This is a genomic window from Bradyrhizobium sp. GW821-FHT12B03, from assembly GCF_058807535.1.
Genome location: NZ_JBXAQU010000002.1, coordinates 629,775 through 654,309, shown reverse-complemented (window position 1 = coordinate 654,309; position 24,535 = coordinate 629,775). Strand labels below are relative to the sequence as shown.

23 protein-coding genes and 1 pseudogene are annotated in these 24,535 nt (G+C 63.7%); 2 read left to right on the top strand and 22 right to left on the bottom strand.

Going from position 1 to position 24,535, the window contains the following annotated elements:
* Positions 1–26 precede the first annotated feature (26 nt).
* Positions 27–708: pseudogene (locus tag AC1RUR_RS06990) on the bottom strand (IS5 family transposase).
* 169 nt (positions 709–877) lie between these two features.
* Positions 878–1,696: an alpha/beta fold hydrolase gene (locus AC1RUR_RS06985; RefSeq protein ID WP_492842356.1), complete on the bottom strand. Its 819-nt coding sequence runs from the start codon at positions 1,694–1,696 to the stop codon at positions 878–880.
* A 289-nt stretch (positions 1,697–1,985) separates the two neighbouring features.
* Here AC1RUR_RS06985 and AC1RUR_RS06980 point away from each other — a divergent pair, with 289 nt between their 5' ends.
* Entirely contained in the window at positions 1,986–2,468 is a 483-nt protein-coding gene (locus AC1RUR_RS06980) for a cupin domain-containing protein (RefSeq protein WP_492842355.1), read from the top strand.
* Positions 2,469–2,593: 125 nt separating this feature from the next.
* Here the strand turns inward: AC1RUR_RS06980 and AC1RUR_RS06975 are convergent, their stop codons facing one another.
* From AC1RUR_RS06975 to AC1RUR_RS06880, 20 genes are all read right to left on the bottom strand, one after another.
* On the bottom strand, positions 2,594–3,613 hold the full coding sequence (locus tag AC1RUR_RS06975) for an ABC transporter substrate-binding protein (RefSeq protein WP_492842354.1): 1,020 nt from the start codon (positions 3,611–3,613) through the stop codon (positions 2,594–2,596).
* Positions 3,614–3,650: 37 nt separating this feature from the next.
* Positions 3,651–4,442 (bottom strand): ABC transporter permease, encoded by a 792-nt coding sequence (locus tag AC1RUR_RS06970; RefSeq protein WP_492842353.1) that lies wholly within the window; start codon positions 4,440–4,442, stop codon positions 3,651–3,653.
* Positions 4,439–5,266 carry an ABC transporter ATP-binding protein gene (locus AC1RUR_RS06965; protein ID WP_492842352.1) on the bottom strand — a complete coding sequence of 276 codons (828 nt, stop codon included), beginning with the start codon at positions 5,264–5,266 and terminating at the stop codon, positions 4,439–4,441. Before AC1RUR_RS06965 ends, AC1RUR_RS06970 begins: the two co-directional genes overlap by 4 nt.
* Positions 5,267–5,322: 56 nt before the next feature.
* Positions 5,323–6,174 carry an HTD2 family dehydratase gene (locus AC1RUR_RS06960; RefSeq protein WP_492842351.1) on the bottom strand — a complete coding sequence of 284 codons (852 nt, stop codon included), beginning with the start codon at positions 6,172–6,174 and terminating at the stop codon, positions 5,323–5,325.
* A gap of 23 nt (positions 6,175–6,197) precedes the next feature.
* The gene (locus AC1RUR_RS06955; protein WP_492842350.1) at positions 6,198–7,388 is read right to left on the bottom strand and encodes a CaiB/BaiF CoA transferase family protein; all 1,191 of its coding nucleotides are present in this window, start codon (positions 7,386–7,388) and stop codon (positions 6,198–6,200) included.
* Positions 7,385–8,584, bottom strand: a complete 1,200-nt coding sequence (locus AC1RUR_RS06950; protein WP_492842349.1) for a CaiB/BaiF CoA transferase family protein — start codon at positions 8,582–8,584, stop codon at positions 7,385–7,387. Before AC1RUR_RS06950 ends, AC1RUR_RS06955 begins: the two co-directional genes overlap by 4 nt.
* A gap of 93 nt (positions 8,585–8,677) precedes the next feature.
* Positions 8,678–9,889, bottom strand: coding sequence for an FAS1-like dehydratase domain-containing protein (locus AC1RUR_RS06945; protein ID WP_492842348.1), 1,212 nt, complete (start codon positions 9,887–9,889; stop codon positions 8,678–8,680).
* Positions 9,890–9,924: 35 nt separating this feature from the next.
* Entirely contained in the window at positions 9,925–10,815 is an 891-nt protein-coding gene (locus tag AC1RUR_RS06940; RefSeq protein ID WP_492842347.1) for a succinate--CoA ligase subunit alpha, read from the bottom strand.
* A complete protein-coding gene (locus AC1RUR_RS06935; protein ID WP_492842346.1) occupies positions 10,812–11,948 on the bottom strand; it encodes an ATP-grasp domain-containing protein in 1,137 nt (378 codons plus the stop codon). The genes AC1RUR_RS06940 and AC1RUR_RS06935 overlap by 4 nt, the downstream gene beginning before the upstream one ends.
* Positions 11,949–12,267: 319 nt before the next feature.
* Positions 12,268–13,068 (bottom strand): N-acyl homoserine lactonase family protein, encoded by an 801-nt coding sequence (locus AC1RUR_RS06930; RefSeq protein WP_492842345.1) that lies wholly within the window; start codon positions 13,066–13,068, stop codon positions 12,268–12,270.
* 9 nt (positions 13,069–13,077) lie between these two features.
* Positions 13,078–14,034 carry a Bug family tripartite tricarboxylate transporter substrate binding protein gene (locus AC1RUR_RS06925; RefSeq protein ID WP_492842344.1) on the bottom strand — a complete coding sequence of 319 codons (957 nt, stop codon included), beginning with the start codon at positions 14,032–14,034 and terminating at the stop codon, positions 13,078–13,080.
* A 73-nt stretch (positions 14,035–14,107) separates the two neighbouring features.
* Entirely contained in the window at positions 14,108–15,001 is an 894-nt protein-coding gene (locus AC1RUR_RS06920) for an NAD(P)-dependent oxidoreductase (RefSeq protein ID WP_492842343.1), read from the bottom strand.
* Positions 15,002–15,035: 34 nt separating this feature from the next.
* Positions 15,036–15,743, bottom strand: a complete 708-nt coding sequence (locus AC1RUR_RS06915; protein ID WP_492842342.1) for an ABC transporter ATP-binding protein — start codon at positions 15,741–15,743, stop codon at positions 15,036–15,038.
* A complete protein-coding gene (locus AC1RUR_RS06910) occupies positions 15,736–16,497 on the bottom strand; it encodes an ABC transporter ATP-binding protein (protein ID WP_492842341.1) in 762 nt (253 codons plus the stop codon). The genes AC1RUR_RS06915 and AC1RUR_RS06910 overlap by 8 nt, the downstream gene beginning before the upstream one ends.
* Positions 16,494–17,441: a branched-chain amino acid ABC transporter permease gene (locus AC1RUR_RS06905; protein WP_492842340.1), complete on the bottom strand. Its 948-nt coding sequence runs from the start codon at positions 17,439–17,441 to the stop codon at positions 16,494–16,496. The genes AC1RUR_RS06910 and AC1RUR_RS06905 overlap by 4 nt, the downstream gene beginning before the upstream one ends.
* A gap of 41 nt (positions 17,442–17,482) precedes the next feature.
* The gene (locus AC1RUR_RS06900; protein WP_492842405.1) at positions 17,483–18,352 is read right to left on the bottom strand and encodes a branched-chain amino acid ABC transporter permease; all 870 of its coding nucleotides are present in this window, start codon (positions 18,350–18,352) and stop codon (positions 17,483–17,485) included.
* Positions 18,353–18,419: 67 nt separating this feature from the next.
* Entirely contained in the window at positions 18,420–19,577 is a 1,158-nt protein-coding gene (locus tag AC1RUR_RS06895; RefSeq protein WP_492842339.1) for an ABC transporter substrate-binding protein, read from the bottom strand.
* A gap of 78 nt (positions 19,578–19,655) precedes the next feature.
* The gene (locus tag AC1RUR_RS06890) at positions 19,656–20,669 is read right to left on the bottom strand and encodes a hypothetical protein (RefSeq protein WP_492842338.1); all 1,014 of its coding nucleotides are present in this window, start codon (positions 20,667–20,669) and stop codon (positions 19,656–19,658) included.
* Positions 20,666–22,186, bottom strand: coding sequence for an FAD-dependent tricarballylate dehydrogenase TcuA (gene tcuA, locus AC1RUR_RS06885; protein WP_492842337.1), 1,521 nt, complete (start codon positions 22,184–22,186; stop codon positions 20,666–20,668). The genes AC1RUR_RS06890 and tcuA overlap by 4 nt, the downstream gene beginning before the upstream one ends.
* 207 nt (positions 22,187–22,393) lie before the next feature.
* Entirely contained in the window at positions 22,394–23,098 is a 705-nt protein-coding gene (locus AC1RUR_RS06880) for a GntR family transcriptional regulator (RefSeq protein ID WP_492842336.1), read from the bottom strand.
* Between the two features lie 187 nt (positions 23,099–23,285).
* On the opposite strand from AC1RUR_RS06880, the gene AC1RUR_RS06875 reads away from it, so the two are divergent.
* Positions 23,286–24,518, top strand: a complete 1,233-nt coding sequence (locus tag AC1RUR_RS06875; protein WP_492842335.1) for a 2-methylaconitate cis-trans isomerase PrpF family protein — start codon at positions 23,286–23,288, stop codon at positions 24,516–24,518.
* The last annotated feature ends 17 nt before the right edge of the window (positions 24,519–24,535 follow it).

Sequence of the window (24,535 nt, the reverse complement as noted above, 5' to 3'; positions counted from 1 at the left end):
GCATCTCGCCGGGCGAGATCAAGAAGCTAGGACGCGGACTCATTAAGGCGCAGCCACAACCGGATTGACGCGAGTTGAACAAATGCAAGGTAGTTGGCAGCGAGCCTATCGTAGCGTGTTGCCACCCGACGGCATTGCTTGATCCTGTTGAAGAATCGTTCGACCTGATTGCGAGCGCGGTAGAGGTACGAGCTAAAGCAGATCGGATTGTTGCGATTGCTTTTCGGCGGGATGTTGGCCCACGCGCCCCTCTTCGTGGCAAGCTCCCTGATCCAGTCGGCGTCATAGCCTCGGTCGGCGAGCAGCGTTGATCCGGATTTGAGACGAGACAGCAGTTTTCCGGGCAGTCGAACGTCGTGGGCGTCGCCGGGGCTCAACGCCAGCGTGGTTCCTGCTGATGCAGGCCCCATGTTGATGCACGCGAACAATGGACGTGTCGATCATCTGCACGGCAGCATCATGAGCGCCGGACAGTACACTCATGAGGTTGGCCCACACGCCCGCCCGTCGCCAGCGAACGAACCGATTGTAGCAGATCGTGTACGGACCAAAGTCTTCTGGCAGGTCGCGCCATGGTGCTCCAGAGCGCAAGACCCAGAAGATGCCATTGAGGACACGAGGGTCATTCACTCGCGGCACGCCGCGCGGCTTGTTCGGTAGCATCGGCTTAATGGCAAACCACTCATTGTCTGTGAGTTCGTAGCGCATGATTCGGCCCCTTCCGTCTGGTGGCTTGAACCATGGTTCGGCTCTTAGGCTCAACTGGTCGCTATGCACCCGAAAACGGACCTCTTATGCTCACCGTGAGTCTCGTCGATCATAACCCAATTCGGCCACCGCTTGATTCTGCGTGGCTACACCCATAGTGAGGGCGATCTCAGGCAGCTTGCAGTATTAAGTCACTCAAGCGATCCGGTGCATCCAGCATGGCCATGTGCCCTACGTCCGGCAGTTCGAACGTAATCCAAGACTTATCGCTCTTACAGTCTGCGAATGCTCTATCGAAGGGCGGTTGTGGAAATTTTGGGAGGCGGATGTATGTCTTCTTGGCCACCTTTTGCAACGCGCCGGATAGCTTGATCTGCTGGAGATAGGTGCCGATTGGATGCGGAGTAACCTTGGATTCGGCAAATGCCCGATCGCGTTCAGAAACAACAGCGGCCGGGAACGTCGCGGATCCACGAACTCCTGCCTCGCCCTTGTCAATGGCCGCTTGTATTCCTTTGCGAACCCCTTCGGCTGCGGTGTCCGCCGCCTTTTGTCCGTCGGTTGGAATGAAAGCATCAAGCCACACAATGGATGAGACGCGATCGCCGATGCTTTCGAGTGCACCCGAACCGACATAGCCTCCATAGGACCACGCGACGAGGCAGACGTTGTCGAGACTCTCCCATTTGATCAGATTGACAACGTCTGCGATGTGGGTATCCAGATTGACGTCCTTGCTCAGCAAATGCGAGCGATCGGCCAAACCCGTGAGTGACTGAGCGAATACTTTGTGGCCGCCTTGCTTGAGCCGGTCGGTCACGCGGCGCCAGATCCAACCCCCGCAAAATGCCCCGGTTACAAAGACGAAAGCCTTTCGTGCCGATTGCGCGCGCGCGGCACCGATCACTTCGGGAGCCGCCGCTGCGGCGAGACCGCCAGCTATACCACTGTGAAGAATGCGACGGCGAGTAATTCCGCTATTCGTCATGACGAAATTCCTTAAGGAAGACTGGACTGTCAGCAGGATTGCAACCTCTAGGATATCCGCCCATCGGGGCGTGGCCAAGGTTACAATTTAATCACGACGTCGGTTCATCGGAAGCACAGTCAACATACCGACGAATGAGTAAATTGGACATCGGGCATACCGCCCTAAGCCGATGCGGTTGACGCGAGTAGGATATGCGCAGCCGTCACCCGTTGGGGTGATTGAAACAGGAGGTCGACATGGGTATTTTCGCTGGTGCCGGCTCGCAAAGATACCAATGGAGCGCGAAATGCGTGCTTTCAGCACCATGGTCAGTTTGATGTCTGTTCTTGCCATGAGTGGATTTTGTGCGGTTCTGGCCGACGATGGCTCGCTTGAGTACAATCGCGTGGCATCGACTGATATCAAATGGAGCCCAATCGCCTCCATGCCGAAAGGAACGCAGACCACGGTGCTCCATGGCAATCCGGGCAAACCCGGTCTCTACACTGTTCGTCTCAAGGTGCCGGCGAATTCCAAAATGCCCGTACACTCTCACCCCGACGAACGTGTTCGCGTTATCATTTCGGGGACATACTATTCGGCTCTGGGCGACAAGGTTGATCCATCGAAACTCCTGAGCTTTCCGCCCGGAACGTTTTCGCATGTGCCACCCAAGGTGTGGCAATTCGCCGAGACTCGGGACGAAGAGGTAATTTTTGAGATTACCGGAATAGGACCGACGGGCATTGACTACCTGAATCCTGAAGATGATCCACGGAAGCCGAAGTGATATCCGTATTCATTTTCGCTTTTGGTCCATCGCAACATACTGCGCTGCCACACAAATTTGGTTGCTCTAGGAGCAAAGCAAACGTGGTCACCGGCCACATGAAGCCGGGTTTATAGGTACACGACCTAGGTCCCCAGCCAGCGCGGATTGATCGCCTGCTGGTAGGTGACGCCGCGCACGGCGTCGCTGAATTTCGGCTCGAACTCGATATTGTGTGCGAATTGCTGCTCCGACAGCGTCGGCGGCACCGAGACCGTCATGCGCTGGTCCGACACCGTGCGCTTGATCAGCGCCGCGTCGGTCTGCTGGAAATAGCGGCCGTGCAGGGCCTGGCCGGCCGCGTCGGGATCGCTGCGGATCAATTCCGATCCCCTGGTCATGCCGCGGACCAGCGCTGCAACGACATCCGGATTCTTGTCGAGAAAATCCGGCCGGCCGCACAGCACGGTGTAGAGAAAGTTCTCGATGCCGGGCACCTCGCCGTGCGACGGACGCGCCGCCCAGACCGCAAGGCCGTCTTCCACCGCCTGGTTGTTGGCAGGCGCGGTGGTGTTGAAACCGTCGATCTGGCCGGAACGCAGCGCCAGGTACATCTTGTCGAGCTTGACCACCGTGAGGCTGACATCCTTCTCGGGATCGAGTCCACCGAGCGACAGCAGATAGCGCCAGATCTTGTCGGTGCCGCTGCCACGGCCAGAGATCGCGAGCGTAAGGCCCTTCATGCGGGCCATGCGCTCCTTCAGCGGCATCTCCGGGGCAAGGCCGATCCTCTCCGCCGTCTTCCGGCTGACGACGGCATCGCTCGCATATTGCGACATCAGCGGCGCGAAGGCGTTGATCTTCTGGCCCTTGGCGACCGCCAGGATCGCGTCGCTCATGACGAGACCGGCGACGTCGACGCTGCCGCCGAGGATCGCCGCCATGCTGTTGGTGCCGCTGCCGGTATCGATCAGGGAGACGTCGAGGCCGACATCCTTCATGAAGCCCGCCGCCGTTGCCACCAGCAGCGGCAGATAGGCGAATGTGTAGCCGCCGATCGCGATCGTGACCGGCTTGCCGCCCGCACCTTGCGCCGGGCTTCGCGTAACCGAGCCAGCCAGCGCGCCCCCGGCAATACCACCCAGCATCGTCCGACGTGTGATCATGGTGTCCTCCCTGTATTCTCGTTTCGGCAAAGCTTCCTCAGCGCCAGCGGAAGATCCAGTTTTCCAGCCGTCCGAGCGCTTCGTTCAGGAGCGTGGTGACGACCATCAGCGCGAACAGCGCGGCGAACACGCCGGCGGTGTCGAGCTGACCCGCCGAGTTCTGCGTGAGATACCCAATGCCGGCATTGGAGGCCATCATTTCGGCCGCGACCGCGCCGACGAAGCCGTAGGGCAGACCGAGCTTCAGGCCGGTGAACAACCACGGCAGTGCCGACGGGAAGATCACCATGCGCTGGACGGCGAATTTGCCTCCGCCCATGGTGCGGAGCGCATCGACCATTTTGTGATCGACCTCCCGCACGCCGCGCAAGGTCGAGAAGAACACCAGGAAGAAGACGCTGATCGCGGCCAGCACGATCTTGGGCGCGAGCCCGATGCCGAACCACATGATGAAGAGCGGCGCGAGCGCGACCTTGGGCACGCCGTACACTGCCGTGACGAACGGATCGACCGTGCGATGCAGGGTATCGCTCGCCCCGATCAGCAATGCAAACAGGACGCCTGCGGTCGCGCCCAGCACGAAGCCGGCGGCGGTTTCCTTGAAGGTGATCATGAGGTGATAGGCGAGCTGGCCGCTCGCGGTCCACGCCACCAGCGTCTTGAACACAGCGGACGGACTGCTCACCCAGAACGGATCGAGCAGCGGGCCCGACGCCGCCTGCCAGGCCGCCAATACCGCAACCACCGAGATCGCGCGATAGAGCCAGACGCGGCCGGAGAGGCCCAGGGCCGGTTCGGCCTGCGTCTCGGACAACACTTGCGTGCTCATGAGGGTCGCCTCGCCGGTGCTTCGAGGGCGGCCCAGAGCCGCCGATAGTGCTCTTCGAATGCGGGATGGAAGCGCACCTCGTGCACCTCGCGCGGCCTCGGAATGGCGATCGTCTCGTCGAGCCTGATCTGGCAGGGGCGCGACGAGAACACCAGGACGCGGTCGGCGAGCGTGATCGCCTCGACGATGTCGTGGGTTACGAACACCACCGTCTTGCGCCGCGCCGACCACAGTTTCAGCAGCTCGGCCTGGAGCACCAGCTTGAGCTGGGCGTCGAGCGGACCGAACGGCTCGTCCATCAGCAGCACCGGCGGATCGTAGATCAGCGTGCGGGCCAGCATGGCGCGCTTGCGCATGCCGCCGGAGAGCTGGTTCGGATAATGCCGCTCGAAGCCGTCGAGGCCGACCTGCGCAATGAGGTCGCGCACGCGCAAGGCGGTCTCCGCGCGGTCGATGTTGCGCAGCTCCAGCGGGACAGCGATGTTCTGCTCCACCGTCCGCCACGGCAGCAGGCTGTCATGCTGCGTCAGATAACCGATTCCCGTATTGACGGCCGCAACCGGCGCGCCCTGACACAAGACCGAGCCTGCGGTCGGCTGATCGAGGCCGGCAAGCAAATTCAGGACCGTCGACTTGCCCGAGCCGCTCGGGCCGACGATGGCGAGAAATTCGCCGTTCTGAAGCGAGAAGTTCAGTCCGCTCAGGACGTCGACCCGGCCGCTGCGCGAGTTGAAGGTCTTGCCGACACCGCGCAGCTCGACCGCGGGCGCGCGTTGCGCCTCGCAATCTTGCGCAGGGACAACAGACAGGTGCGCCGATCTCATCGCCTTGACCTCCCCTGCACTCTTCTTGTTGCCGATCCCGCTCCGGGAGCGGGCCGTCAGATCGTTGCGGCAGCGCGCATCGTGAGCGTGCCGTCGGGGCCGCTGGCCCAGAGATCGAGCGCGTTCGCATCGCCCTTCCCTTCCAGCTTGAACGCCGAGCTCACGAACAGCGGCGAGACGCCCCTGAATTCGAAGGATCTGAGCGGCTTGCCGGCATGCCGTTCCGCAAAGCCCTGCAGCAGTGTCGCCGTCAGGGGCCCGTGCACGACGAGATCGGGATAATTTTCCTCGGCCCGTGCGTAGGCCTGGTCGTAGTGGATGCGATGCCCGTTCGAGGTCAGCGACGAATAGCGGAACAGCAGCACGGTGTCGGGACGAAACGCCTCGGACCATGCGGCACCCGGTGGAGCGGGAGCGGCCGCAGGCGCAGGCGATCCCGGCGCTGCCGCCTCGCGATAGACAATGTCCTGTTCCTCGGTGATGCAGACGGCGCCATTGCAGGCAATGCTGTGGCTGACGGTCACGAACACCAGCCTTCCAGCGCGGCCGGATTTGGCTTCGACCTTGAGAATGGTGCTTTCACGCACGCCTTCCCCGCCGATGGTCAACGGCTTGTGGTAGGTGAGCCGACCGCCGGCCCACATGCGGCGCGGCAGCGACACCGGCGGCAGGAAGCCGCCGCGTTTGGGATGCCCGTCCGTTCCAAGCTCATGTCGCGGCACGAGGCGGTTGAAGAAGATCCAGTGCCATCCCGGCGGCAGCGACGCACCCGCCGCGTGATGTCCCTCGATGCCGAGCGTGGCGCCGAGCGCGGCGACACGATCCGGTGCGATCAGCTCCCGGATCGTCTCCTTGCGGCCGACCCAGGCCTGCCAGTCTTCTCCGGCCAGCGCTTCGCTCTCGCTCATGACGGCAACTCCACTTCAAGCGGTCAGTAAATCACCTGCTGATCCATCAGGCTCTGGCGCTCCTCGCGGCTCAGGCCGAGCAGCTCGCCGAACACGTAGTCCTCGTCTTCGCCGAGCCGCGGCGTGCCGCGCGTCATGCCGACGTCGGACTTCGAGAAACGGATCGGCGCCTTCAGCGCGGCGCGCCTGCCGCCGGTCATATCCCCGACCTCGACGACGGTCCCGCGCTCGCGCAGATGCCGGTCGTGCGCAATGTCTTCCATGTTGCAGGAGACATGTGCGGCGATTCCCGCAGCCTGAAGCATTCGCTCGGCTGCGCCGGCCTCGCAGGTCATCGTCCAGTGCTCGATTTCGCCGTGCAGCGCCCGCCGATATTCGTGCCGGCTTGCGGCGGTCTGAAACCGCGGATCGGTCAGCAGATGCGGCGCATCCATCAACCTCACCAGGGCCCGCCATTCGTCGTCGGTCCGCACCGCGATGGTCAGCCAGCGATCTTCGGTGCGGGTCCGGAACACGCCGTGCGGCGCCATCCGCGGGTGATCATTTCCGATCCGTACCGGGCTTCCTCCGGCTGCCGCGAACAGCAGCGCCTCACCGACCAGCGAGCAGGCCACCTCGCGCGCGCTCACGTCGACGTGTCCGCCGCGTCCGGTGCGGCGAAGGCGATACACCGCCGCGACCGCCGCCATGGCCGCGTTCATGCCGACGCTGTGATCCATCACGTGACGCATCTCGACCGGCGGGCCGTCCCCGTAGCCCGTGAGATAGCCGAGCGCGCCCCAGGCACCGAACAACGGCGCATAGCCGGCGAAATGCGAATCCGGCCCGCCCTGGCCCGACGACGACACCGACACCATCACCACCGCCGGCTTCAACGCCGCCAGCGCGGCATAGCCGAGGCCGAGCCGTTCCATCACGCCGGGCCGAAAACTCTCGCAGACGAGGTCGCTGGCTCCGACGAGTTTCCTGGCCAGCGCGATGCCCCTGGCGTCCTTCAGATTGATGCGCACCGAGAGCTTGTTGGCCGCAACCTGGTCGAAGCTCGCAGGCCCCATCCGGCCGTAGACGGGATGCGGCTTGCGGAAGATATCCGGGCGCGCCGCGCTCTCGACCTTGATGCACTCCGCGCCGAGTTGCGACAGGATGTGCGTGCAGAACGGTCCTGCCGCGTGGAGCGTGAAATCTGCGATGCGAACTCCGGCAAGCGGTTTCATGAGGCCTCCGCGGCGACGCGCGGCTGATCGCGATGGCGGCCGGCCGTGAGCAGATGCTGATGTTCGCCGAGCCGAGGGGGCCCGGCTCTCAGGCGCAGTGCCGCGCCGTCGACGTGGAACGGGGCGGACAACACCGGCAGAGAACCAACTCCCGGAATCTCCACAGGCTGAAACAGCTCCCGCGCGCGCTCCTGCGCGCCGGACAACACTTCGGCAGGGCTTGCATATTTCGCCATGGGGACGCCGAGCGCCTGGGCCCGCGCGACGACGTCCGCCGTCCGCTGTCCGAGCGCCCAGGCGCGAACGGCGCGATTGATCTCGGCACCGCGGCGGCTGCGTTCCAGCGAATCCGCGAGCGCGGGATCGAGCATCCAGTCGGGACGGCCCATCAGCTCGACCAGGCCGCGCCATTGCCGCTCTTCCAGCGTCAGCAGCTCGACATAGCCGTCGGCGCATTCGAGCACGCCGCCATACTTGAACGAACGGGTGCGGCGGTGTTCCAGCGAGCCGTCGCCGAAACGCTGGAGCGCGAAAGCGCCCACGGCCAGCGCCGCATCCTGTACGGAAACGTCAACGCTTTCGGCGCCGCCGTGCGCGCGGCCGATCAACGCCGACAAAGCACCGAGCGCGGCCACCACGCCGCCCTGATATTCGGCGAAATGACCGTAGACCTTCAGCGGCGGACGATCGGGGAAGAGTTCGGCGGCAAGGCCGTTTGGCAGCAGGAAGCCTTCGCCCGATGCGTGGATCAGGTTGATCTCCTCGGCCTGCCAGCCGGCCTTCGGCCCGACCGCGCCGAACGGCAGCACCGAGACGTCGATCAAATTCGGATAGCGCGCCTCGAGGGCCTGCTCGTCGACTTCGAGGCTCGCGCGTTCGTCGGCCCGCAGATCGTGGACGAGGACATCGGCCGTCGCCAGCAGAGCCGACACCCCCGCACGCCCGGCCGGCGTCCGGAAATCGCAAGTGATACTCTTCTTCCCCGCGGCCAGGAAAGCGAACAGGGCACTGGCTTCACCCGCCGGCGGAAGGAACGGCGGCTCGCGGCGAAGCGGATTGCCGTCCGGCGGCTCGAGCAGAAACGTCTCGGCGCCGAGGGTCGAGAGCAGCCGGCCGGCGTAACCTGCCGCAACCCCGCGCGAGATCTCGACGACGGTCACTCCGGCGAGCAACGGCGCAACGGCCCCGTCCATCATGGCAACGCTTCCCCTTCTTGTTATTGGCCGGCGTTTTCGGGAGCATGGCGCCAAACCGCGCATCATGCTCCCGGGACGTTGGTCGCGTCCGCGCTAGCGGATCGTCGGCAGCTCCAGATCGAGGGTCGATCCGTCGAAGAACACGCGGTTCTCGACGTTGCGCGACGGCAGCATCACGGTGGCAAGGCCCGGCGTGGTCAATTCACCGCGCTGGTTTTCGCCGCAGATCTCCAGGTCGACCAGCGCGAAGCCGTCCTTGACGTATTTCCGGCTGACCTTGCCCTTGCACCAGGTGGAATCGCCCATGGTGTTGAAGCGCCGCATCTCGGTGCGCACGCGCTTCAGGAAGGCTGCATCGCCCATCCAGTTCGTGACGAGGCTGGCGAGCCAGGAAGAGCGCTGCGGACCGTAATCATAGGTACCGGGAACGCCGACCTCCTTGGCCACCGACTCGCGATGATGTCCGATGCCGGTATATTCGATGCCGCCGCCGGCTTCCGGATTGCGGAAGAAATGGCCGGGATGCTTGACGGCGGATTTCAGCACGATGCCGTGCGTGTGGCCACGGCCGCAGCCGACCAGGAAGCCCATCGTGTCCATCAGCGACAGCGGTCCGCGCACGATCGGCGGCAACTCGTCGCCGACATTGACGTCCTCGAAGTAGCGGACCGCGGTGCCGCGCATCCGCTCGTCCTCCTTCAGGATCGCCTCGTCGAGCGCCGCGAACTCGTCGGCGGTGTACTCATAGGGCTTGACGTCCTTGTACTTGCCGGCGTCGCGCGCGGCCTTGCGCTCGTGACGCGTGCAGGTGCCGAGCGCGCGGGCGACGATGTCACCGCGCTGATTGGAATAAGTCGCCTCGACATATTGCAGCACGAGGCGGCCGGAGAACTTGCTCTCCTTCTCCTCGATGCCGACGACGCGCTCGATCGCGGTGATGCGGTCGCCCGGACGGATGTGGCGGTACAGCTCCCAGTCGTTGCCGGCGTAGAAGCCGTGCACGCCGGGCAAGCCCCAGCGCGTGCGGCCGATCCAGCCGAACGCCATCGGAAACATGGGGTGGGCGACGTTGGTGCCGTAACGGCTCTGGCGGCCGTGCTCGGCATCGCGATAGAGCGGGTTGAGATCGCCAATGCCGTTGCAGAAATTGCGGATGGTGTCTTCGGTCGCGTCCTGAAGATACGGCCCTTCGGGACGAAGCTGGAGACCGATCATGCTGCGCGCCTGCGCGATCGCCTCGTCGGTGATCTTGCCTTCCGCCGGCGCGTGTCCGACCTCTTTTTCTTTTTCCATGACGTCTGCCATTGTGGTCTCCATTCCCTGTTCTGAGTTGAGGCTTTCTAGGCTGCGGGTTTCATGGCGCGGGCCAGGGCCGAGGCGGCCGCGGCCGGAAGACCGTCGAGGTCGCGCGCGATCACCACGCCGGCGCGATCGAGTGCGTCGACCTTGGCGGCCCAGCTCTCGGCGTAGGAGCCGATCATCGCGGCGGCATGTCCCATCTTCTTGCCGGCGGGCGCGGTCCGGCCGACCAGCAGAGCCGCTGCCGGCTTCGCATCCGGACGCCCGGCATATTCGGCGAGCGCGTATTCTTCCGAGCCGCCGATCTCGCCGAGATAGATGATGGCCCGCGTTTCCGGATCATCGTGGAACAGCGCGATCGCTTCCGCCGCGTTGACGCCGCGCACGGGATCGCCGCCGATGCCGATGACGCTGGTCTGGCCGAGGCCGGCCTGCGACAAGCGGAAGCAGGCTTCATAGGACAGCGAGCCGCTGCGCGAGATCACGCCGATCGGTCCGGGCGCGTAGCAGAAGGAGGGCATGAAGCCGAGCTTGGCCTTGCCGGGCGAAATCAGGCCGGGCGAATTCGGCCCGACCAGATGCGCGCCGTGCTTGCGCGCAGCCGCACGCATCTCCATCGCATCGAGCACCGGCAGGCCGTCGCCGGGATAGGCAATCAGCGGGCAGCCGGCCTCGATCGTCTCCAGCACCGCGTCGAGCGCGACCATGGCGGGCACATAGATCAGCGCCGCATTGGCGTGCGTTTCCTTCATCGCGGCGGCGACGCTCGAAAACACCGGAATGCCCTCGATGGCCTGGCCGCCGCGCCCCGGCGCCACGCCGGCGACGACCCGAGTGTGGCTCTGCGCGAGATCCTTGACCGAAAACGTCCCGAACTTGCCGGTGATGCCGACGATCAGCACGCGCGCATCGGCACCGAGGAGAATGCTCATGAGCGCACTCCCGCAACTCTCTTCACGATATCGGCGACGGCCACTTCCAGCGTCGCATGGTTTTGACGGCCGGCCTCAGCGAGAATGGTCGTCGCAAGATCACTGCGGGTGCCGTTCAGCCGCAGGGTCACCGGTTTCGATGAGGCGCGCTTTGCCAGAAGCTCGACGAGGGTTTTGGCCACACGATCGGTGTGCAGCCCGCCGCCGAACATGCTGACCAGAATGCCCTTCACGTTCGGCGCGCGATCCAGCAGATCGAAGGCGAGTCCGAATCCCGCCGGCGTCGGATTTCCGCTGACGTCGAGGAAACAGGCGGGCTTTGCCCCGGCGCCGTCGATCGCGTCCATCGCGGCCATCGTCATGCCGGCACCGCCCGAGATCAGGCCGATCTCGCCATCGAGCCAGACCAGCATCAGATTGGCTTCCTCGCATCGCCGGATATCGCGCTCGGCCTTCTCGCGCGCAGCCGCGATGGTCGCCGCGGTTGCCGCCTTGCGGAACGCCGCGGCTTCGTCGAGCACGACCTTGGCGTCCGCCGCGATCAACGCGCCGCCGCGGGAGACGACCAGCGGATTGATCTCGACCGTCGTGCATTCGTTCGCCTGCGCGACCTCGAGCAGGCGCCGCGCGGTGGAGATCACGCGCTCGCGCACCCTGGCATCGCTCTCGACCGGCTCGAGCAGCGCGCGAAAAACATGGGCACGGAAATTGCGGGCGAGCCCGACCGGATAGCTCAGCGGCGGCGGGCCGTCCTCGATGTTGACGCCGCCACGCGGCGAATAAAGCACGTTGAAACCGCCGACGCGGCTGTCGATCGCAACCGCCAGATACAGCTCGCGCTCGATGTCGAGCCAGCTCTCGACCAGCACCGAGGACGGCGCTTCGCCGCCGAACCGCATTCCCATGATGGCGCCGAAGGCGTCTTCGAGCTCGGATGCCGAGTTCGCCCGGCGAATGCCGCCGGCCTTCCCGCGTCCGCCGGCGGCGACCTGGGCTTTTGCGGCAACGGGAAAATCGATCCGGCAGGCCCGGACTTCGTCGAGCGAGCGCAGTTCCTGGCTTGAAGGCGTGGTGACGGCAGCGGCGCGCAGCAGCGCCTTGCCTTGGGCTTCCGTGACTAACATGAAATGCATAATGCATTCTATTTGTCGGGTGTCAACGCGACTGGGCTTGAAAACTCCCTGATACTCCGTGAAATCTGGCGTGAATTTGCGATTATCTCGATTGGGAAGAGCTTAGGGCGAGCAAAGCCCTCAGGATAATGCATTTTATAGGCCGCCCGATGTTTTCGTTGCCGACCCCGGTCGCCGCATCCCCATCGCCGGGCGTCACGTGGTTTCTCTCCTGCCGCGCACAGCAAAGCGGCCCGGGTTCAGCTCCGGGCGCCTTTAGTCTGCCGGTGCGATCGTTGTCCCGGCGCGCTCACCAGATCGCCGAACTGGTGCCGTCACCCTACACGGGGATTCCGCTGGGATCGGCGTCCAGCCGCGCGATCCCGTCGAGGCCGTCACGCGCGGCGGGAAACAGCGACAACACTTGTCGATCGTGACCGGGAATGATGTGGGACGGACTGTCGGCCAGGTTTTGAATGACCGCAAAGCCATTGAGCATCTGGCTCATGTCGAACAGCACGGGAAATGGCCGGCGCTGCAGGATATTGGCGTAGTAATGCGAGGCATCGGACGCCAGGACCACGTACCCTCGCCGGGTCCTTACTCTCACGACTTGCAGCCCCGCGGTGTGGCCGCCCAGCCAGTGCAGGGAAATTCCGTCGACGAAATCGGAATTCGCATCGTGAAGGGTTACGCTCCCCTCGAAATTCCGCCTGACAATGTGGCTGACGTCTTCGGCATTGTAAGCCTTGTTCTGCTGGGCATCGCACATGCAGCGCCCGGTGCAGAAATGCATTTCACGCTCCTGCACGTGATAGCGCGCCTGCGGGAACAGGCCGTGGTTGCCGGCATGGTCCCAGTGCATGTGGGTCAGGATGACATCCTTGACCGCATCGGGATTGATATCGATCTGCTTCAGGCCCTCGGCGACCGGCCGCGTGACCGCATAGTTGCGCGCCTTTCCGGCGTCCTCGTCGAAACCGGTATCGACGATGACGGTGCGGTCTCGGCCGACGAGAGCCCAGACGAAGAAATCGAGCGGCATCCGGACATCAGGCGCATCGTTCTCGATGAAGTTTTCCGAGGAGCGGCGCTCGTCCTTCCTGGCGTACCGGATCGCGTAGATTTCATACTCGGACATTTTCGTCGCTCACTGGCGTTCGATGCCAGCATCCCTCGTTGTCTTGGCCCACAGCTCCATGTCGTCCTTGACGTGCCTGCCGAACTCGACCGGACCGACCCACTGCACCTCGAAGCCGATATCGGCGAGACGATTGCGGATCTCGGCCTCTCCCAGCACCTCACGCACGCCTGCGGAGAGCTTCGCGACAATCTCGGGCGGCGTGTCCTTGGGGGCGAAAAGGCCCGTCCACGCGGAAATATTGATGAACGGAACACCTCCCTCCCCCATGGTCGGGATCTCGGGAAAACGCGAACTGCGATCCGGATTGATGGTGGCGAGCGCACGCGCCTGCCCGGCTTCCACCTGGGAGACGGCAGGCGTCATGTCCATGAATGCCATGGAGACGCGCTGCGCGATGATGTCGGTCACCACCTGCGGGCTGTTTCGGTAGGGCACGGCGGCGATATCGATGCCCGCCCGGCGCTTGAACGCCTCGCCGGACAATTGACCGAGTGCGTTGGCATAGCCGAATGTCAGCGAGCCCGGCTTGCTCTTTGCGAGCGCCACGAGGTCAGCCACATTCTTGACGGGTAGCCCGGGGTCGACGATCAGAAAGTACGGAAACAGGCCAAACTGCGAGATCGGGACGAAATCGGCGATGGGATCGTATTGTATCGATTTCAACATGCTGGGGTTGGCCGCGTGCGTGGAGGTTCCGCCAACCAGCAACGTGTATCCGTCGGGCGCCGAACGAGCTGCGGCCGCCGCACCCAACGCGCCATTCGCGCCGACGCGATTGTCGACGACGATCGTCGCTTTCAGCAGCTCCGACAGCCGCTGAAAGACGATGCGCGCAACGCCGTCCGTCCCGCTGCCGGGGGCGAACGGGGCGATCACCGTGATGCGTTGCGAGGGATAGTTTTCCGCCCCTGCCTGATTCAGCTGCGAAAGCAGCAGCGCAACCGTCAACAACAGCACCCGCACAGAACCCTCCGATTGATCATTCTTTGCTATTGCTCGCGCCTGAACGGCAACACCCGGCCGTCCTCACCTGCGATCATGACTTCTTCGCAGAGCGTTCAATGATCTTCACGATGACCGGCCAGTAGTTCGCCCCAAAACCGTTCTTGGAGGCTTCAGCCAGAAGACTGGCGCCGAGAGCCGCTTCCCTCGCCTCGATCCCGGCGTCCCTTGCCATATCGAGTGCGTAGGACACGTCCTTGTGCATGTAATCGGTCGAGAACACCCGTTCGGGAAATTCCCGCGCGGCGACTGCCTTGTAACCGTGGTTGCGCAGCGCAAAGCTGTCCGCAGAGCCCTTGGAGAATGCGTCGAACAACGTCTCGGTCGACACGCCCGCCGATTTCGCGATCGCGGCGGCTTCGCACAGCGCGGTCACGGTGCCCACCACGACCATGTTGTTGAGGATCTTCACCACCTGGCCGGATCCGACCTCGCCGCAGTGCGTCACTTCGGACGCAAAGCAGCGCAACAGCGGTTCGATGCGGGCAAACACATCCGGTGAAGCGCCGACGGAAATTGCGAGCGTGCCCGCCTCGGCCGCCGCACGCGTCCGGGCGACGGGCGCATCGGCATAATCGGCTCCCTTTGCGGCAAAGGCGACGGCGAGCTCACGGGTCAATTTCAGCGGGCTTGTGGAGAGATCCACGACGGTTTGACCCGCGCGCGCGAATGCGAGAAGGCCTTCGGACATCTCGCATATCTTCTTGAGATGCTGGCCGCTCGGCATCGAAATGAAAACGACGTCGGCCTTGGCGACCCCGGCGATCGAGCCGGCATCGACGGCGCCCGCCTGAACCAGTCGCGCCACGGGCTCGGCATTGATGTCGTGAACCAGGACCTTGCCCTTCGTCTTCTGAACGAGGTGCCGGCACATGGGCTCACCCATGACGCCCAGACCGATGAAGCCGAAGGTGGTGGTGGCAGCCATGTTATAACTCCGGGATTTCCTGACAGACAGACATTCAGATACCGAGATAGGCCCGCCGCACATAGTCGCTTGCCAGCAGGTCCTTGCCCTTCCCGCTCAGCGCGACCGCGCCGGTTTCCAGGACAAACGCCTCGTTGCAGAGATTGAGGGCGAGCTTCGCATTCTGCTCGACCAGGACGATCGACACGCCGATATCCCGGTTGATGTCGACGATGATGCGCGCGATCTCTTCGACGACGATCGGAGCAAGCCCGAGCGAGGGTTCGTCGAGCAGCAGCAAACGGGGCCTCGCCATCAGCGCGCGGCCGATCGCAACCATCTGCTGCTCGCCGCCCGACAGCGAACCGGCCATCTGGCTTCTGCGCTCGACGAGGCGGGGAAAGTAGCCGTAGATCTGCTCGAGCGTTTTCTTCTGGTGCGCCTTGTCCCGCTGCGAGTAGCCGCCCACCAGGAGATTGTCGAGCACGCTCATCTGGGGGAAGACACGTCGTCCTTCGGGCGAGAGCGCGATGCCGCGGCCGACGCGCTGCGGCGCGGAGGTGCCGTCGATGCGCTCACCGTCGAAATAGATCTCTCCGCCGCTGACGGGCTTGAGGCCGATGATGGCCTTCATCGTGGTGGTCTTGCCCGCACCGTTCGACCCGATGAGGGAGACAATGGCCCCCTCGCCGACCGACAGGCTCAAATTGCGGACCGCCGTGAGCGAACCATAGGCGACATTGATGCCGCGAATCTCAAGCATGGACGGCTTCCTTGCCAAGATACGCCTCGATCACGAGCGGGTTCGACACGATTTCAGCGGGCGTGCCTTCCGCGATCAACGTCCCATGATCCAGCACCACGACGCGATTGCAGAGACCCATCACGGTACGCATGTGATGTTCGACCATCACCATCGTGACACCGCGCTCCGCCTTCACGCGGCGGAGAACCGAAGCGAGTTCGGCCGCCTCCTCCGGATTGAGGCCGGCCACGGGCTCGTCAAGCATCAAGAGCCTGGGATCGCTGGCGAGCGCGATCGCGACGCCCAGGCGGCGTTGCTCGCCATAGGACAGCTCCCGCGCCTTCACGCCCGCGCGGCGCGTCAGCCCGAACAGGTCGAGCACTTGAAACGCCTTCTCTTCCGCTGCAACGCGCCATCTGCGCGAAAAGAACCCGCCCCACAAGCCGGTGAGGCTCGACGCCAAAGTGCCGCGCGCGGCATTCTCAATGACCGTCGCCTCCGGATAGATGGTTGCCGCCTGGAACGTCCGCGAAAGCCCCTGGCGCACCGTTCGATTGGCTGGTTGCCCGGAAATATCCTGGCCCAGAAACCGGACGATTCCGGCCGACGGCCTCAGAACACCGGAAATCACATTGAACAACGTGGTCTTGCCTGCGCCGTTCGGTCCGATCAGGCCGAGAAAATCGCCCTCGTTGACATGGAAGGATACGTTTCGAACGGCGACCAGCCCGCCGAAAGACCGCTTCAGGCCATCGACCTCGAGCATGCTCATGACACTTCCTTGGCCACGACCACTGCACCCGCTCCCGCAACCCGTTGGCGCGACCGCCGCGCTCTGATCAGGCTCGCCAGGCCATCCGGAACGAACATCAGACAGAGCACCAGCATGGCTCCATAGATGATGTGCTGAAGTCCTTCAGTGGACCGGAGCAGTTCGGGCAAGGGCGTCAGGACGAGAACACCAACGACCGGTCCCAGCACACCGTCCCGTCCGCCAACCACGAGCATCGTCAGGTAGGATACGGACTCCCAGAACGTATACGAATCCGGCGAAATGAATCGGAGGTAGTGCGTCGACAGCGCTCCGGCGAAACCCGCGATGCCCGATCCGATCGTAAACGCAATCACCTGCACCCGATGCGTATCGATGCCGCTCGACTCGGTGAGACGCTGATTCTCGGCGGTGGCCGCCATCATCGTACCGAGCGGCGAGCGGTAGAGCACCCAGGTCAGGAGCAACGTCGTCAACGCACAAACCAGCGCGAAGGGATAGAACTGCGGCTTGGTGAGAAGCTTGTGCCCGAAGACCGAGATGGGGGGCACGCCGACCAGCCCGTTCGCGCCGCCCGTGACGGCGCTCATGTCGAGTGCCAGCAGCACCACAATCTGGCTGAATGCAAAGGCCACCAGCACGAAATAGACGCCGCGCAGGCGCAGGATGATCCAGCCAAGACCGGCAGCGGTGATGGCCGCGACCAGTCCCGCGATGAACAGGCCCAACAGCGGCGGCCAGCCGTTCATCGACAACAATGCCGAAACATATCCGCCGATCAGGGCAAAACCGCCGTGCCCCATCGACAGCTGTCCGGCCCTGGCGATGATGGCGAGGCCGAGCACCAGCATGAGGTTGATGCAACCGATGGTCGCGAGGTGAATGTAGAACTGGTTCGGCGCAAACCAGGGCAACAGCGCGGCGAGAACGATCGCTGCGGCCATTCCGACATAATGCGCCGGCTTGAACTCGGTTGTGCGGGACGTCACGCCTCGCGCTCCTTTCGGCCCAGCAAGCCCTGCGGGCGCAGCAGCACGACGCCGATCACCACCAGGAACTGGAGAATCTCGGACAGCGACGCGCTGACGAAAGTGCCGGCAAAGCTCTCGATCAAACCAATGAGCAGGCCGCCGGCCACGGCGCCGGGAACGCTGCCGAGCCCGCCAATGACGACGATGACGAAGGCCTTCAGCGTCGGCGCAAGACCAATGAACGGCGAGACCGACAGCACCGGCGCCATGAGCACGCCGGCAAATGCCGCAAGGCTCACACCCAGCACGAACGCGACGGGAAATATGATGTCGACGCGAATGCCCTGGACCTGGGCAATCTCGGCGTCCTGGGCCACGGCCCGCATGGCGCGACCCATTCGGGTATGGGCAATCAGCAGGTTGAGCGACGCGACGGCGACGATTGCGCCGAGGATCACCACGAGCCGCGACCAGGGGAATACGATCCCGCCGATCGACAGAACGCCGGAGACGACCGGCGGCACCGTGCGCGCCGAAGATCCCCAGATGAGAAGCGCACTGTTCTGCAGGATCAGTGCGACGCCGACGGAGGCGATCATGCCGTTGAGCTCGTTTCCGCGGAACCGGCGGAACACGACCCGCTCCATCAACAGTCCCAGCAACGCCGTGGCGCCGACGGCGAGCCCGACGCTGACGGCGAACGGCATCTCGTTGCTGCCATAGAGGATGGCGAACAGGAACGCGCCGATCATGTAGAACTCGCCATGCGCGAAATTCACGATGCGCATGATGCCGAACACCATGGTGAAGCCGATGGCCATCAGCACATAGATCATCCCCACCATGAGACCGTTCACGACGGTCTGGACCAAAATGGTTTCCATGCTCACGAGACGACAACTCCAATCGCGGCGGCGAGGCGCAGCGCGCCTCGCCTGTTCCAACGGACGTCTATCGACACGCGTTGACGTCGCACGTCGCGACTTTCACGACAACGCCGTCCTTGAACTGCCCCACGTAGAATGGGAGGTCGATCTGGTGCTTGATTCCGTACTTCTGCTCGCCGGTCCAGCCGGCTTTGCCCATGGCGGTGGGCACATCGGACAATCCGTCGAGCGTCGCTGCGATCCGGGTGGTGTCTTCGACGGTCCCGGCCTTCTTCATGGCGGTGAACAACATCTGCAGGCCGGCGTAAAAGAACGGACTGAAGCCGTTCATGTTCGGCCCGTATTTTTCCTTGAAGCGGGCAACATAGGCCGCCGTATCGGGCAGAGTGACGTCGATGGGCAGGTGGACGTAGACGCCTTCCGCCGCCTCCTTGCCTGCCACCTTGAGCATCTCGGCGGTGACGTCACCGCCGGTCACGAACACCGGGCCGCGATAGCCCAACTCGCGCGCCTGCTTCAGGATGAGCCCGGCCGTCGTCGGAGAGTTGCCGCCGAGCTCGAGCCCGTCGGCCTTCATCAGAAGGCGCGTCAGAATGGGCACGAAGTCGACGCGCTCGCGTTCGAAATACTCGACTTGCAGCTTGGCGCCGGCTTTGGCGTATGAATTGAAGTTCGCCACACCGATCTGCTGTCCGGTCTCGTCATTCGGCAGCAGCGACACGACCTGCTTGGACGGCGTGTTCTTCATCAGCCATACCACCTGCGGATCGGAGAATTCACCCGTGGTGATGACCGGTCGATACGCAAACGGCGCGTCGGCCCCAAGCGCCCGCGGCGTGAAGGCCAGCGTCATGGTGATCACTTTTCCCGACGTCGTCTGCTCCTTCGTTGCCACCGCCGCCGCCGAGCCCATCGGACCGACCACGAAACGAATTCCGTCCTGGATCATGAGGCGATCCATCGCCGTGACCGCATCCTGCGCCCGATAGCGATCGTCATATTGCTTGATCAGCACCTTGTAGCGCTTGCCGGCGACATCAAAGCCGCCGTCCTTGTTGATATCCTCGGCAGCGAAATCGGTGGCGGCGAGCATGCCTTGCGCAAACGCCGCACCTGCTCCGGAAAAACTGGCGTGTACGCCGATCGTGACATTGTCTTCGGCCTGCGCGGCGGAGCATGCGACCAGCGCGGCCAGTCCAGCAACCAACTCGAGACGTTTCATTCCAATCACTCCCCAAATGTTCATGTTGTTGTCTGCCTTGCTCTTGGTGTTCAGGTAAGGCTTGTCGTCGTCCGTCCATCAAGGGACCCAGTTGGTCTCCTCCGGCTCATGCGTCCCACGGGGGGCGAAGACCACCTTCTTCGGAGCCGCCGCCTGAGCATCGCGTCCCTGCAACAGGCGCGAAACCGTCGCGAGGTCTTTCACCTTGTCGATGGTCTCGAGCCGCTCGAACAACGGGGCGATGTGATCGCGTGGCAAGACCGCGCCGGCCTGCCGCTCGAAATCGTCCCAAAGGTCGGTCCCTTGTGCCGATCGCATTGCAAGAAGGTCGTGAGCGGCCTCCTTCGGAGCGCCGTCGTTCGCCACTGCCGGAATTGAAGATGAAGCCGCGTGCGACGGCACCGAACCGCCCTCACCGCTCGTCATCGCGGCGCAGGCTGCGTCGTCCATGGCTTCGGCAAGCAGCGCGGCCAACAGCCCGTTCTTCAGGCCCAGGCCCACCATGAGCGACGACGATCCGAGTTGCCCCGGCGAAGCAGCCGCAAGATCAGCCATGAGCAATGCAGCCGCCATTTTCGGGCGGCTCAATTCGAGCACGCGTGTGGCTGCGACGACGGTGCCAAACAATGCCGATCCAAGCTGACCGGCCGTCGACGGGACCATCGAGGCGAGTGCCACGGAGACATCTGCGCCGAACATCAGCGCATCGAGGAATTCCTGCCCGGTCTTTTGCCGTTCTTCGCAAAGTCCAAACAGCGCGACGACAAAGGCCGCATTCGCGGCATCGCGCGATGCTTCGGATCCGGCCGCCGCCGCGGCATTGATCAACGCAGCATCGACCGCGCTCGTGCGCCGTTCGGTGCCGAAGACGAGCGCGGCGCCCCCGGTCATCGCAACGCCTGGCGTCGCCAGCAACGCTTTCGTGATGGGAGCCGGCACTCCCGACAGCGCCCGACCGATCGCAAGAGTGACCGCAGCCCTGGTTCTTGCCATGGTCTTTGCATCTCGCCGCTGCGGACCAAGGGCGATGATCTGCCCGGCCAGACTTTCCGCGGAGAGACCAGGCTTCGACGTCATGGCGCCAACGCTCATCGCGATGCCACCTTTCGCGCCGGCGCATCGCTCTGCCGGCCCGCAGCATTCCGGCCCGCGATCCGGCCGAATGTCGCGCCCGAGACGAGACCGGTGCCCGCGGGATAGTTGTCGTAGAACAGACCGCCGACGAGCTCGCCGCAGCAGTACAATCCCCTGATCGGCCGCCAGTCCGTCCCGATCACCTCGGCGTTCTCGTTGATCTTCAGGCCGCCGAACGTGAAGGTGATCCCGCCGGTTGCGCTGTAGGCATAATAGGGAGGCTTATCGAGCCGGAGCGCCCAGTTGGTCTTTTCGAGATCGAGCCCCTTGGTGGAGAGGCCATCCTTTTTCGTGGGATCGAACCCTTCTTCCGCTGATCGCGCGTGATCGTTGTAGTGCTTGACGGTCTTGAGCGCCTGCTGCTTGTCGTCGATATCGAGTTGCGCAATGAGATCTTCAAGGGAATTGGCCTTGATGGGGTCGCTGGTCGAATAGCGCGGCTCCAGCAGGTGGATCACCTTGCTGTCGAACAGCTGGTAGGCCTTGGCGCCCGGCTCGGCGAGAATGGCACGACCGAACTTGGCATAGGTGAAGAGTGCGCCATCCTCGCCTTCATCGACGAAGCGCTTGCCCTTGCGATTGATCATCACCGAATAGACGTAGGACAGCCGATTGCTGCGGTCGGTCATCTCGCGCGGCGCGAAGTCGCCCCAATCGGCGCTGATCGGCGTTGCATGGCAGCCGCTCCACTGCCCCCACGGCATGGCGCCGATGGCGAGCGCCATCCGCAGGCCGTCGCCCTGATTGTGCGGCGTCCCGCGAACCTTCGCGGCGCCGACCAGCGGACCGATATGTTGCGTACGCATCTGGACATTGGCTTCAAAGCCGCCGCAGCCGAGCACGACGGCCTTCGCGCCAAGCGACCGAACGCCGTCATCATCCTTGGTCTTGACGCCGACAACGCTGCCGTTCTCGTCCAGCACCAGCTCCGAGACGGCGTTGCCGTATCGCACTTCGATTCCCAACCGCTCGCACGTCGCAAACCAGCTGCGCGACAGGCCGACACCCTCGTGCGCTGCGCGCACGACGAGGCCGCGCGCCCAGACCATGACGTTGTCTTTCTTGACGGCGGAGAGGCTGATCGCCGGCTCCATCTTGATGCCGCCGGTGTCCTTCATCCACCGAACGGTCGCCTGCGAGTTCGATACGAGAAGGCGAGACAGCACCGGATCCGTGCGTCCGTTGGTGACGCGCACGAGATCGCCGTGAAAGTCTTCCTGCGTGTAGGGTGAAATGCCGTCGTAGAAATTCTCGAATTCGTCCTCGATGCCCGGCAGCAGAGCGCCGATCTCGCGCGGCTCGTCATAGGCGAAGCGCAGAACGCCGCCGCTCCAGTGCGTGTTTCCGCCTCGCATTTCGCGGGGAGCTTTTTCGAGAACGACGACACGATCTGCGCCGTTTTCCTTGGCGGAGACTGCCGCCGCCAAGGCAGCATTTCCCGCGCCGACGACGATCACATCGAACTCTTCGTGCATTTCCGTTCCTTCCCGCCAAGCCTTCGTCTTTGAGCTTATGTATTCTAATGGATACCAGTGTATACATCCGAATGCAAGACATGCTCGCGCGGCATCGCCCTTGGCGAAAAATCCCTTGAGAACAGTATGTTATGGAAGTACTACAGAGAGACTGGAGATCAGGGACAGCTGGGCGCACGGCGAAAACGGCGCAGCGCATACGTCCCTTCAGGCGCCGTCCTGCTCGCGGCGCATCTCCAGTTCGCGCTCCTTCGCCAGGATCGACCGACGCGTCTCGAGCGCACTCAGGACATGCGCCCGCGCCAGGCGCTCGGCCTTTTCGCCTTCCCTTTGCGAAATGGCCTGCACGATCGCAGCATGCTCCGCCTGCGCGACGGCGAAGCGCCCCTTCTCGGCCAACGTTGTCGGCCCCAGCAGGGCGATTGCGTCTTGCAGGGCCGACAAACTCTTTTCGAGATAGCGATTGTGCGCGGCGACGTGAATCGCGTCGTGCAGCTCCCTGTTGTGCCGATAAAGGTTGAACGGCTCCAAGCCGAGCTTTTCACCCTCGGCAACAAGTCTCGCCAGCGCAGCGAGATCTTTCGGACTGGCGTGCTTTGCAGCCAGGGCGGCCGCGGTGCCCTCGAGGGCCGCGCGCATCTCGTAGAGTTCTTCAACCGCGTCCATGTCGAGCACGGACACGACAAGCCCGGTTCGCGGGCGAAGATTCAGCAAGCCTTCGAGCTCGAGCCTCGTGAGCGCCTGACGCGTCGGCGTCCGGCTGATACCGAGATGTTCCGCCAACTCGATTTCGCGCATGCGCCGGCCCGGCGCAAAGCGCCCTTCGATGATCTCACGCCGCAGCGCTGCATAAGCATAGTCGGCGGCCGATGCGAACTTCGTGCGGTCCGGCAGCACCATGTCGTCGCTCATTAGGTCATCCCAATCCGATTCGGCAGGAGCAAGCTCGCACAATTGGATACGCCCAACTGCCGTTCATTCAGCGGCATCCGATCTTCTGGCTGCATAAGCCACATCGTCGACGCACGAAGGTCGCCGCCTTCTGGAACGAGAACCATGCGCCGGCCGACGACAATAAGGGTAGCAGGCCGACAGATTGATGTATACAGTGGCATCCAAAGTATACAACGGTATGCAGACAAGGGCAGACTTGATGCCACAAGCCAAGCTTAAAGCGACTTTCATGCGCGGCGGCACATCGAAAGCTGTAGTGTTCAACAGACAAGATCTGCCGGCGGATCCCGCGCAATGGGATCCGATCTTCCTGTCGGTGATGGGCTCGCCCGATCCCAACGGCCGCCAGCTGGACGGAATGGGCGGCGGTTTGTCGTCTCTTTCAAAAGTCTGCGTCGTCGGCGCGCCGACACGGCCGGACGCCGACATCGACTACACCTTCGCCCAGATCTCGGTGAAGAGCGCGACGGTCGACTACAGCGCCAATTGCGGCAACATGTCCTCGGCGATGGGACCGTTCGCGGTCAGCGAAGGATTGGTGCAGGCGCCAGCGAACGGCGAGGCCGTCGTGCGCATCCACAACACCAATACCGGCAAGATCATCATCGCTCGCTTCCCGATGAATGACGGAGAGATCGAGACCGAGGGCGCGATGGCGATCGACGGCGTCAGCGGACAGTCCGCACCCGTTCGACTTGAATTCGTCGATCCCGGCGGCACCAGGACCGGACGCCTGCTGCCGACCGGGCGCCCCTGCGATCACCTCGATGTCCCGTCCCTTGGTCCCGTTGAGGCATCGCTGATCGATGCCGCCAATCCCTGCGTCTTCGTTGCAGCCACCTCGCTCGGCAAGGACGGCAGCGAGATGCCCGAGGCGCTGGAGAACGATCCGGAATTCCTCAGTCGGATGGAAGCCATTCGTTGCGCCGCCTCCGTGGCGATGGGCCTCGCAGCTGATATCGCGGCAGCGGCGAAAATTCCAAGCGTGCCGAAAGTCGCAATGATTGTACCGCCACGGCAGATGACGACCTTGTCGGGCCGGCGGCTGGAGCCCTCCGACATGTCCCTGGGCATTCGGATGATCTCGATCGGTCAGCCGCACCGGGCGGTTCCGATCACCGGTGCCACGTGCCTTGCCATCGCCGTCCGCATCGCAGGCTCGCTGCCGAACCGGATGGCGCGTCCCGGCGATGGCCCGATCACCATCGCTCATCCCTCCGGTACGACCGTGGTCGATGCGGCCGTCGAACACGCCAACGACCCTGCAAAGGCGCGGGCGATTCATGGCGCCGTCTATCGCACCACAAGGCGGCTGTTTGAGGGGAACGTCTTTTACCGAGCTACGCAAGCCGCTGCGCAAGCGCGGCGCAGCGCCTGACGATACCGGAGCGATAG

Coding starts and splice junctions, on each gene's coding strand:
- AC1RUR_RS06900 (WP_492842405.1), bottom strand. CDS start 18,352: ATGGAAACCATTTTGGTCCAGACCGTCGTGAACGGTCTCATGGTGGGG.
- tcuA (WP_492842337.1), bottom strand. CDS start 22,186: ATGCACGAAGAGTTCGATGTGATCGTCGTCGGCGCGGGAAATGCTGCC.
- AC1RUR_RS06985 (WP_492842356.1), bottom strand. CDS start 1,696: ATGACGAATAGCGGAATTACTCGCCGTCGCATTCTTCACAGTGGTATA.
- AC1RUR_RS06975 (WP_492842354.1), bottom strand. CDS start 3,613: ATGATCACACGTCGGACGATGCTGGGTGGTATTGCCGGGGGCGCGCTG.
- AC1RUR_RS06920 (WP_492842343.1), bottom strand. CDS start 15,001: ATGGCTGCCACCACCACCTTCGGCTTCATCGGTCTGGGCGTCATGGGT.
- AC1RUR_RS06880 (WP_492842336.1), bottom strand. CDS start 23,098: ATGAGCGACGACATGGTGCTGCCGGACCGCACGAAGTTCGCATCGGCC.
- AC1RUR_RS06905 (WP_492842340.1), bottom strand. CDS start 17,441: ATGGCCGCAGCGATCGTTCTCGCCGCGCTGTTGCCCTGGTTTGCGCCG.
- AC1RUR_RS06960 (WP_492842351.1), bottom strand. CDS start 6,174: ATGAGCGAGAGCGAAGCGCTGGCCGGAGAAGACTGGCAGGCCTGGGTC.
- AC1RUR_RS06940 (WP_492842347.1), bottom strand. CDS start 10,815: ATGAGCATTCTCCTCGGTGCCGATGCGCGCGTGCTGATCGTCGGCATC.
- AC1RUR_RS06965 (WP_492842352.1), bottom strand. CDS start 5,266: ATGAGATCGGCGCACCTGTCTGTTGTCCCTGCGCAAGATTGCGAGGCG.
- AC1RUR_RS06970 (WP_492842353.1), bottom strand. CDS start 4,442: ATGAGCACGCAAGTGTTGTCCGAGACGCAGGCCGAACCGGCCCTGGGC.
- AC1RUR_RS06955 (WP_492842350.1), bottom strand. CDS start 7,388: ATGAAACCGCTTGCCGGAGTTCGCATCGCAGATTTCACGCTCCACGCG.
- AC1RUR_RS06890 (WP_492842338.1), bottom strand. CDS start 20,669: ATGAGCGTTGGCGCCATGACGTCGAAGCCTGGTCTCTCCGCGGAAAGT.
- AC1RUR_RS06910 (WP_492842341.1), bottom strand. CDS start 16,497: ATGAGCATGCTCGAGGTCGATGGCCTGAAGCGGTCTTTCGGCGGGCTG.
- AC1RUR_RS06945 (WP_492842348.1), bottom strand. CDS start 9,889: ATGGCAGACGTCATGGAAAAAGAAAAAGAGGTCGGACACGCGCCGGCG.
- AC1RUR_RS06935 (WP_492842346.1), bottom strand. CDS start 11,948: ATGCATTTCATGTTAGTCACGGAAGCCCAAGGCAAGGCGCTGCTGCGC.
- AC1RUR_RS06980 (WP_492842355.1), top strand. CDS start 1,986: ATGCGTGCTTTCAGCACCATGGTCAGTTTGATGTCTGTTCTTGCCATG.
- AC1RUR_RS06875 (WP_492842335.1), top strand. CDS start 23,286: ATGTATACAGTGGCATCCAAAGTATACAACGGTATGCAGACAAGGGCA.
- AC1RUR_RS06930 (WP_492842345.1), bottom strand. CDS start 13,068: ATGTCCGAGTATGAAATCTACGCGATCCGGTACGCCAGGAAGGACGAG.
- AC1RUR_RS06950 (WP_492842349.1), bottom strand. CDS start 8,584: ATGATGGACGGGGCCGTTGCGCCGTTGCTCGCCGGAGTGACCGTCGTC.
- AC1RUR_RS06895 (WP_492842339.1), bottom strand. CDS start 19,577: ATGAAACGTCTCGAGTTGGTTGCTGGACTGGCCGCGCTGGTCGCATGC.
- AC1RUR_RS06915 (WP_492842342.1), bottom strand. CDS start 15,743: ATGCTTGAGATTCGCGGCATCAATGTCGCCTATGGTTCGCTCACGGCG.